The 2,541-nt window shown below is 37.9% G+C and carries 1 protein-coding gene; it reads right to left on the reverse strand.

All coding sequences use genetic code 11. The annotated features are described in order from the left end of the window. On the reverse strand, positions 1-2,541 hold a 2,541-nt coding region (locus HMPREF2867_RS08095), incomplete at both ends, for a glucosyl transferase (protein WP_070577016.1).

The raw sequence follows: 2,541 nt of genomic DNA on the forward strand, positions 1-2,541 counted from the left end.
TACTGTGGAAGTAGACTGGGACATTGTCAATGGTATGTTCACCGGTAACTTTATCACCATTGACATCAACGTAGTAGAAATAGTCCTCACAATCGAAGTCTTTGCTTGAAAGTGGGTAGTGACTAATGTCTACTGGTATTGTGTTATCATTGAGACCAAAAATAAAATTATGTGGGTACTTGATAAAAAAGTTATCGACAGGATTACCGTATTTATCTTGAAATTTCCAGTTATAGATATGGACGTAACGGTTTGTTACAAGTGCACCAGTATCCTTATCATAGTAGTGTCCATCAGGAGCAAAACGTCCCTTAACCTGTGCTCCATTAGGGAAGAAGTACATTTTGACATAATCAAGTGTTTGAGGTCCTTTTAGTGGTCGGCCTTCCCTATCAAGGTAATACCAGTCCTTTGCATATAAAATTTCGCCATTTATGGTACTACCAACGGAAGTCAATACTTCTTTAAAAGTATTGGTCACTAGTTCACCAGAATCTTTGTCATAGAATTTACCGTTTTGAGCAACCCTTCCTTTGGTCTGAAAACCCCAAGGATTATCAAAGTATAGTTTTTGACCATTAATTTCAACTTCTCCTGTTGCAGCTGTACCATCTTTTGTAAAATAATACCAAGTTCCAGTTCCATTACGTTCGAAAAAGCGATTTTTCAAGATTTTACCACTATGATCAACATAATAGACCTTATTATTTTCATAGATAAAACGATCTCGTAACATTTCTCCAATGTCATAGTGTTTATACGTATTTTCTGGACGGAAGTAATAGAAATCGCCATTAATTTCCTGAAGCCCAAGAACTATTTGTCCTTTATCATCAAGGTAGTAGGTTGAATCATTTTCATTAACAAAGCCTGCATGGGTTACTTTGCAACCATTGTCTTTATCATAGTAGTACTTAGGCATGTAATAATATTTGGAGATAAACTTCGGATCTCTTACAAATCCTCCTTTAATCTGTTTACCATCATGGGGATCGAACATAACATCTTGTCCATCAATAATGTAGGCCCCTTTTAGTGGGCTACCGTATTTATTAACATAGTACCAATTACCATTAACTTCAACGTAACGATTGGTTACGAGATTTCCTGTATTGATATCGTAGTAACCTTTAAGGTCATTATATATATCTAAATAGGCCCCTTTGACTTGTTGTCCATTATCCCGGAAGAATACTCTTTGTCCCTTAATGATTTGGGAACCGATAAGGTTTTCTCCGCTTGCATTCTTATAATACCAGTTACCCTGTTCATCGCTATAGTAGCCGTTAGGGTTTGGAGCATCTTTACCAATTCCATTTTCATCAAAGTTATAAGTCATCCCATTGATCGTTAGGCTTGTATTTACAACACGAGCTCCAGAATCAGGATCATAGTAACGGAGGACCCCATTATCAAGAACAAGTTCTCCTTTAGCTTGACGGCCGTTTGAGTAGAGATAGACGATTTGTCCATTAATAAGGGTTTCCCCATCTTTAGGACGAATAGCATTTCCATCATCACCGTAGTAGTACCATTTATCATGTTCTTTAATTGTTTGTTTTTTGACTAACTGACCGGTTTCTGAGTCAAAATAGTAACGACGGGTAATGTTTGTGGGCGTTCCATATTTATTAGAAGTTGGAAGAGTCTTTCCATCTTCTAGCTCTATGCTGATTCCTTTTTGCATGACACCAGAGTTGATTTCGAAATAATAAAGATTACCATCAATCATACGAGTTCCTGTATATTTAGAACCGTCATTATTGATAAAAAAGGTTCTTCCTTCTTTATCTTGAACGAGACCTTCTTTTCTAACTCTAGCTCCGGTGTTAGGGTCATAATAGTGCATCTTATCAAGATTACCAGAATACTTTTCACTAAAGTCTCCTTTGACTTGAGTTCCGTCATAATCAAAATAAACTTCTTGCCTATCAATGGTTTGTTCCCCCTTGAGAGGAATACCATCCTTGTCAACATAGTACCAGTTTCCCTTATATTCTAGATAACGTTTGGTTTGTAGTTGACCAGTATTATCATCAAAATAACGGTATAGTTTGTAATTTACGATTTGTGGTCCTTTAATTTGTTTTCCGTCCTCCCAGAAGGAGACTCTTACGTTATCAATCGTTTGGTCTCCAGTAAGTTTTTTCCCATTAGCATCTTCATAGTACCAATTCCCCTGTTTATCACTGTAGTAGTGACCGCCAGTGATATTATTTTCAGCAGAGGGAACTTGAGAATTAGGGGTATCAGTATCACTAGTTGTTGGTGACGAATTCTCAGTTGTAACACTCTCACTAGTCGTTGCACTTACCTCAGAATGTGTAGTTTCAGAATTAGCTGCTTCCGAACTAGCTGTGCTTGTGACTTCAGAGCTTGGTTTTTCAGAGACTGTTTCTGTTGAAGCCCCTTCAGAGGTGACCACTGGTGTTTCTGACACAGTGGCAACCTCGCTCGAAGCGGTAGCAGCTGTGTTTTCTACAGGTTTAGTTGTGGCTTCATTACTTGCTGGAGCCTCAACGTCAATAGCGCCTTCTTTGA

This window comes from Streptococcus sp. HMSC064H09, assembly GCF_001812625.1.
Classification (GTDB): domain Bacteria; phylum Bacillota; class Bacilli; order Lactobacillales; family Streptococcaceae; genus Streptococcus.